The organism is Salinadaptatus halalkaliphilus (assembly GCF_006543045.1).
In the GTDB taxonomy this organism is placed as follows: domain Archaea; phylum Halobacteriota; class Halobacteria; order Halobacteriales; family Natrialbaceae; genus Salinadaptatus; species Salinadaptatus halalkaliphilus.
This window is the reverse complement of the sequence record NZ_RBZW01000055.1, coordinates 205,301-211,525: the sequence shown is the minus strand read 5'-3', so window position 1 is coordinate 211,525 and position 6,225 is coordinate 205,301. Positions and strand designations below refer to the sequence as shown.

The window sequence follows — 6,225 nt, the reverse complement described above, 5'->3', positions numbered from 1 at the left end:
CGAATGCGGATGGGAGTGATGGACGCGGCCCAGTCGTCCAACAGTGTATCCGTTTCTTACGGTGTACTACTGAAAGCTACTGAAAATTGGAACGGTCAAACGGCCGGAAGTCATACGATCCCGAACCGACGATGTGGAGTCGAGTGCGGTTGTGTCAGAGGGAGATACGTGAGCGAATCCGAATCTAGCCCGATTCCGGTCGGCGTCGCGGAGTATGCGCTTTCGACCGACGAGCAACCGCTTCGGACGAGCGGCGTCGGCTCCTGTGTCGTCGTCGCGATCCACGACGAGCGGGCGGCCGTCAGCGGGTTGTTACACTTCATGCTTCCGACCGAAAACGAAAACACGACCCGAGCACCACCGGCGAAGTTCGCCGATTCGGGGATCGATACACTGCTCGAGGCGTTTACAGCTGAGGGTGGACACCTCTCACGCACCTGGAGCAAACTCGCCGGCGGCGCGAAGATGCTCGAGTTCGATAGCTTCGACCGACCGATCGGCGACCGAAACGTCGACGCTGCTCGCAGTCTGCTCGAGGCGCGAGGGATTCCGATCCGGGATGCCGATGTCGGCGGAACCACCGGGCGGATGGTGACGTTCCTGCCCGGAACCGGCGAGCTTGTGATCAAGACCGCAAGCGGCGACCGTCGGCGATACTAGAAGATGTCGCTGGGGTCGGCTCTCGTCTTCTCGGCGCGATCGATCAACAGTTGTTCGAGGGCTGTCTCGAGTTCGTCGGGATGAGGGAGTGCAAACAGCTGGCAGCGAACCGGCTCGTTGTCGGCGGCTTCGATCGCGGAGTCGAGAACGAACGCGTAGTTGCCCGACCGGGCGATATCGGCGACGATCGGGCTGACGATCGACGATCCCATATCGTCGATAAACGAGGGTGGCGAGTGTTTGATCGACGTCTCGAGGACGTTCGCCCAGCCGTCGAGAAAGCCGCTGACGGCGACGTTACAGAGTTCCTCCAGCGCTTCTCGTTCGGTTTCGGACCAGCCCGCCGCGGATTCCAGTCCCGTCGGTAAGAGCGCATCGACGCTGGTTCGGGCCGACGGCGGATCGAACAACACCGCCAGATAGCCACTCGGCGTCCCCGTATACTCGACGACGGTCCCGACTCGTCGGCCGTCACCCACCTGCACAGGAATGTCTGGCATGGGTGTGAAGTTCAACCGGTTTACCTCGACGTCGACATCGAGGTCGGTCATCGCGGTGAGGCTGTCGGCGGCTCTCGTCGCCCCGCGTTCGGTCATCTCGGTGAACACCTCGAGTTTCTCGAGGGAGATCCCACCAGCGGTGCGCTCCGACAGCAGACGAGCGAGCGAGTCGCGTTCCGGGACAAGCAGGAGTCGGAAGTCGACATCCGCACCGACGATATCGACGCGGCTTCGAAAGACGAAGGCGGAGTCGTCGGTCGCGGTCACCGTCTCCGGGAGGACGTCGACACCCCTTCCCTCGACGGCGGTCGGTGGCGTGAGGTCGACTTTCGTCTCGAGGTGGTCCGCCCACCCGCCGACGAAGCCGTTTACCATGATGTTCGCGACTTCGACGATGGCGCTTTCGGCCCGATCCGGACCGGCTGCCGGAACGAGTTCGTCAGCGATCGCCTCTCGGCTGCCCTCGTCGAAAGCGAGCACCGTTTCCCCGGACAACGGGTCGCCGAGTGACACCTGGACGCCGGCAAAGGTGCGATCGCCGAACGCGTAGGCCAGATCCGACGGCGACTGCAACGAGACGTCGGTCACCTCGACGCGCGTCTGGACCCCCGCCAGTTCCGTCAGCGCATCGGCTGCGGATTCGGCGCCGTCTCGAGCCAACTCGTTGTACGTCTCGAGTGAGTGAATATCGATTTCCATCGCGTTAGCCCCCGACAAACTGACAGACGAGTCGTGACATACCACGGCCATCGGTCGGTTCGGTAATCTATTTTTTGGAACCCGGGAGTGATACGGTTTACTGTAAGTCATTTCCGGCGCAACCGCCGTCCGGGTCGCGGTTGCGCCGGTAAATCGTTACAGCAATCCGTATGAGCTTCTGTGAGTACTCGCGTTCGAGAACCGACGGTCCCAGTCGTTGCAGCCGATGACACTAATCGGAACAATTTTGCGTACGAACGTCGAAAACCGGTCGGAGCCTGGACCCTGTCACACGCTCCATGGCTCCATTGCCCCGTTATTGCACCGAAATGCCACCGTCGATGTACCAGACAGTGGCGCCGTTTTCCGCGCGCCAAGAACTACGCAGGTTGATATGTGTCTACGGGAATGAGTCGCCCCCGATTTATTTGCCGGTTGGGTGCGAACGGGACTAGTGCTGTCGGATGGTATCCTGTCCCGATATCGCGATCGGAACCCGCACAGATACCGGGTGCCGACGATATCCGGGAGTATCTGATAGCGCCAACCCGACAACCCACGACCATGACACAAACGATCGAAATCAGCGACGATCTCAGGGAACGCCTCGAGAGCCACTGCGAACCCGACGAGTCGATCGAGGAGTTCGTCGAAGAACTGGTGTCGATCTACGAGACCGAAGGAGCGTTCTTACAGGAAGGGTACTCGGAGTAACCGCTGAATGGGACTCCCACAGTCGTCCTTCCTCGTCAATTTCAAGGTGGCACCAGAAACCGCTGGCGAGGACGGCCGCTCGATCGTCGACGCGATCGAGCGCGTTCGAGCCGACACCGGGGCACGGTTTGCCGTCGCGCCCCACCTTCCCGATCTCCGGTGGATCGCCGAACAGACGCCACTCCCCGTGGTCGCCCAGACTGCGACACCGCGCGAACGGGCCGGACTCGGTGGCGCCACCCTCGAGGGCGTCGCAGACGCCGGTGTTGACGCCGCCTTTCTCACCCACCCCGAACGCGACGCGGGATTGGCCGACATCGGTCGAGCGGTCGATCGGTGTCGCGAACTCGGCCTCGAGTCGATCGTCTGGGCGCCCGACCGCGAGACGGCGAACGCGGCGTTGACGTTCGATCCAGACTGGTTGCTGTTCGAGCGGCCGGCCGACATCGCCGCCGACGACGGGTTGCTCCGAACCGAACCAGCGCGACTCGAGCGCGTCGTCGCGATGGTCGACGACGAAAACCCGCGTACCAGCGTCTTCGTCGGCGGCGGGATTCGAACCGCCGCGGACGTTGCCCGGGCGTTCGAGTACGGTGCCGACGCGACGGGCGCGGCCTCGGCGCTCCTCGAGGCTGATGATCGAGCGGCGTGGCTTCGGTCGATCGCGACAGCAGTTCCGTCCGCCGACGAGTAACACTGCTTCGGGCCGAGTGGCGGGCGCATCGCGTCACTCGTGTGTCGTCTCGCGCTCCTGTCTCGGTTCGCTGCCGTGGTCGTGATCGGCCCGCAGGTGCTCGATCGCGTGGAGTTCGACCACCGGGACGATCTTGGCGATGGTCAGGAAAAAGAGCGCCACCATCCCGATCGTCCCCGTGACGGAGGCGATTTCGATCAGGCTCGGGACGTACGTCCCGGGAGTCGCGTAGTAAATTTCGAACGCCGGGTGAAAGAATCCCTCGACGACGAACAACACCTTCTCCAGCAACGTCGCGGTGAGGATGGCAAACGCACAGACGATCGCTCGCCCCTTCGAGAACAACGCGGGCCGGATCGTCTGGGCGAAAATAAAGGCGAGGACGGCCGTGACCAGGCTCATCGAGAGGACGTAGACCGGGTGCTCGAGGGTGGCGACCCACGCGACCTCGAGCTCGACGGGTGGGAAGAACGTACCCGTCGTGATCTGCTGGAGCTGGAGCCAGAGAAAGAGGAGTGTAAAGAAGCCGAGCCACAGCGTCAGTCCGCGGAAGATGTCGTCGGTCATGATGTGATCCCAGTCGTAGGCTCGTCGGAAGGCATACGAGAGGATGATGACGCCGCTGATGGCCGAGGTGAGCGCGATCGTCAGGAACTGCGGACCCTGCACGCCGCCGAACCAGCGGGGATAGGTCGGCAAGACCGCGAACAGCCACGGAATCACGCCGCCGTGAAGGAGCAGCGGCGCCATGATGATGATCGCGAGTGCGAGCCACCAGACCATCCGCTGGACGACTTCGTCTTCTTCCTCGGTGTAGCCAAGCGTCATGACCGCATAGAGCGGCCCGAAGTGGTCGGGAAGCTGATCGCGCAATCGCGTGATGTCGTATCGGAGCGTGAGCGCGAGGTAAGTCGCGGTCAGCACGAAGTAGGCCGTGATGACGGTCACGTCCCACACCAGCGGCGAGTTGTTGACCGTGATGTGGTAGTGACCGAGCACGCTCGTGACCATCCGGTCGGGACGGCCCATGTGGACGATGATGTAGAAGCCAGCCGCGGAGAGACCGGCCAGCGTGAGCATCTCGGCGAGGCGGGCGACCGGCATGTACCGGTCCATGCCGAGCAGCCGGACCGCCGCCGAGAGGATGATCCCGCCGTGGGCGATCCCGACCCACCAGATGAACGCGCCGATGTAGACGCCCCAGGTGACGCCGCCGCCGCTACCCCAGTCCGAGAGGCCAGTGACGACCATCCCTTCATAGAGCTGGTAGGCCCACCCGAGGAGAAAGAGCCCGAGCGCGAGGCCCGCGATAGCGACCAACACGTAGTACGCCGTCGAGGTCTGTTGAATCGGCCGAAGAATATCGGCTTTGCGTGGCGTTTTGGTGCTCATTTGAGACGTGTTACCCAACCTATTCCAGCCACGCATTTCGTTACAGAGCGTGCGAGTGCAAGCCACACTGTCCGGAGGCGAAAGGGGAACGCGTCACGAGACGAGCCACGAGAAACGCGAATCGAAACGGCGAGTTCGGCGACTACTACTGTTCCTGGGGCGGCGCAAGTTCGTCGATATCGACGGATTGCTCGAGGAGAACGTCGGCCTGATCGGCGACATCGCGCTGTTCGCGCATCAGTTGCTTGAACGTACTCTGCGGGGAGAGATCGCCGATGAGGACGCCGCCGACTATCTTGCCGTCTTTGAACGCGATCCGTCGCCACTCGGTGTCGCTGTACCGGCGTTCGGCGTGGTCGTCGCCGAGCGTCGGGTGGCCAAAGGAGAGAAACGGGAAGTCGAAGTGCGTAATCGAGTACGACGACACCCACTCGAAGCCTTCGGCCTCGTCGTCGGCAGCCATGTTGATGGCGGCGACCCGACCCTGTTCCTTGGCCGAGCCCCACGATCCGTTCTGGGCTTGCTCGCCGAGCAAAACGTCGTAAAACCGCGTGATGTCGCCGGCCGCGTACACGTCGTCGATGCTCGTCTGCATATACTCGTCAACGACGATGCCGTTTTCCTCCTCGAGATCGATATCGCCGAGGAATTCGGTGTTGAACGTGAGACCGATCGCGACGCCGGCGAAGTCACAGGGATAGCGCTCCCCGTTGGGGTCGATCGCGGCCGTCACGTGGCCGTCGTCGTCGACTTCGAACTGATCGACGCCGCTGTCGAAGACCGGTTCGACGCCAACCTCGCGCATGCCCTCGTGCATGATCTCGGCGCCGTCGGCCGACAGCGCGTAGCGCCACCAGCGATCGCCACGCATCAGGTAGTCGGCCTCGACGCCCTGGGCGCCACAGACGGCCGCGAAGTCGATGCCGAGCAGCCCGGCACCGACGATGACGCCGCGATCGGCCGCCTCGGAACTCTCGCGAATCGCGCGGGCGTCCTGGAAGGTCCAGAAGTGGTGGACGCCGTCGGCGTCGCTGTTGTCGACCGGGAGCTGGGTCGGCGTCCCGCCGGTCGCGATCAGCAGTTTGTCGTACTCGAGGTCGTCGCCCTCGTGGGTATGGACGACCTTGGCGTCGGTGTCGACCGACGTCACGTGGGTGTTGAGCGAGAGTTCGATGTCGCGCTCGGCGTACCACTCCTCGTCGTGAATCGAGATCGGGGCCTCGGGGAGCTTTCCCTTCGCGTGTTCCTTGATGAGGATCCGATTGTACAGTGGCTCCCCCTCATCGGTAATAACGGTAATCTCTGCCTCCGGCTCCTCTTCCCGGAGCGTCTCGGCAGCCGAACTGCCGGAGATTCCGTCCCCGATGATAACGTACTGGGTCATGTACGGATGGTTCGTAATCGGGGTTAAAGTGGATTGCTATCTCGTCTATTTTACCCAGGGACTGCTCCATCGACACGATTGTCCGTTCTAGTTCGGCGATATATTAACAATGTCATGAATAGAGTACGATCGAGGCAACATTTCTTAGACCTTCGATATGCTAACAACTGCAACGGGCCAAC

The 6,225-nt window shown here is 62.4% G+C and carries 6 protein-coding genes; 3 read left to right on the top strand and 3 right to left on the bottom strand.

Translation table 11 applies throughout. The annotated features are described in order from the left end of the window. The first annotated feature begins 168 nt into the window (after positions 1–168). Complete coding sequence (locus D8Y22_RS16450; RefSeq protein ID WP_246084479.1) at positions 169–660, top strand: chemotaxis protein CheD; 492 nt, start codon at positions 169–171, stop codon at positions 658–660. On the opposite strand, the gene D8Y22_RS16445 is transcribed toward D8Y22_RS16450, so the two are convergent. Continuing rightward, a complete protein-coding gene (locus D8Y22_RS16445) occupies positions 657–1,859 on the bottom strand; it encodes a chemotaxis protein CheC (RefSeq protein ID WP_141465770.1) in 1,203 nt (400 codons plus the stop codon). The two genes, D8Y22_RS16450 and D8Y22_RS16445, sit on opposite strands and share 4 nt — an antisense overlap. 564 nt (positions 1,860–2,423) lie before the next feature. Here D8Y22_RS16445 and D8Y22_RS22465 point away from each other — a divergent pair. Beyond that, positions 2,424–2,573, top strand: coding sequence for a DUF7557 family protein (locus D8Y22_RS22465; protein WP_174811887.1), 150 nt, complete (start codon positions 2,424–2,426; stop codon positions 2,571–2,573). A 7-nt stretch (positions 2,574–2,580) separates the two neighbouring features. Beyond that, positions 2,581–3,267 carry a triose-phosphate isomerase gene (locus D8Y22_RS16440; RefSeq protein ID WP_141465769.1) on the top strand — a complete coding sequence of 229 codons (687 nt, stop codon included), beginning with the start codon at positions 2,581–2,583 and terminating at the stop codon, positions 3,265–3,267. 33 nt (positions 3,268–3,300) lie between these two features. On the opposite strand, the gene nrfD is transcribed toward D8Y22_RS16440, so the two are convergent. Together nrfD and D8Y22_RS16430 are read right to left on the bottom strand one after the other, a co-directional pair. Next, the gene (gene nrfD, locus D8Y22_RS16435; protein WP_141465768.1) at positions 3,301–4,659 is read right to left on the bottom strand and encodes an NrfD/PsrC family molybdoenzyme membrane anchor subunit; all 1,359 of its coding nucleotides are present in this window, start codon (positions 4,657–4,659) and stop codon (positions 3,301–3,303) included. A gap of 145 nt (positions 4,660–4,804) precedes the next feature. After that, entirely contained in the window at positions 4,805–6,043 is a 1,239-nt protein-coding gene (locus tag D8Y22_RS16430; RefSeq protein ID WP_141465767.1) for an NAD(P)/FAD-dependent oxidoreductase, read from the bottom strand. Positions 6,044–6,225 lie beyond the last annotated feature (182 nt).

Bases quoted from the DNA above. Each gene is read 5' to 3' on its own strand.
- D8Y22_RS16445 (WP_141465770.1), bottom strand. From the start codon at position 1,859: ATGGAAATCGATATTCACTCACTCGAGACGTACAACGAGTTGGCTCGA.
- D8Y22_RS22465 (WP_174811887.1), top strand. From the start codon at position 2,424: ATGACACAAACGATCGAAATCAGCGACGATCTCAGGGAACGCCTCGAG.
- D8Y22_RS16440 (WP_141465769.1), top strand. From the start codon at position 2,581: ATGGGACTCCCACAGTCGTCCTTCCTCGTCAATTTCAAGGTGGCACCA.
- nrfD (WP_141465768.1), bottom strand. From the start codon at position 4,659: ATGAGCACCAAAACGCCACGCAAAGCCGATATTCTTCGGCCGATTCAA.
- D8Y22_RS16430 (WP_141465767.1), bottom strand. From the start codon at position 6,043: ATGACCCAGTACGTTATCATCGGGGACGGAATCTCCGGCAGTTCGGCT.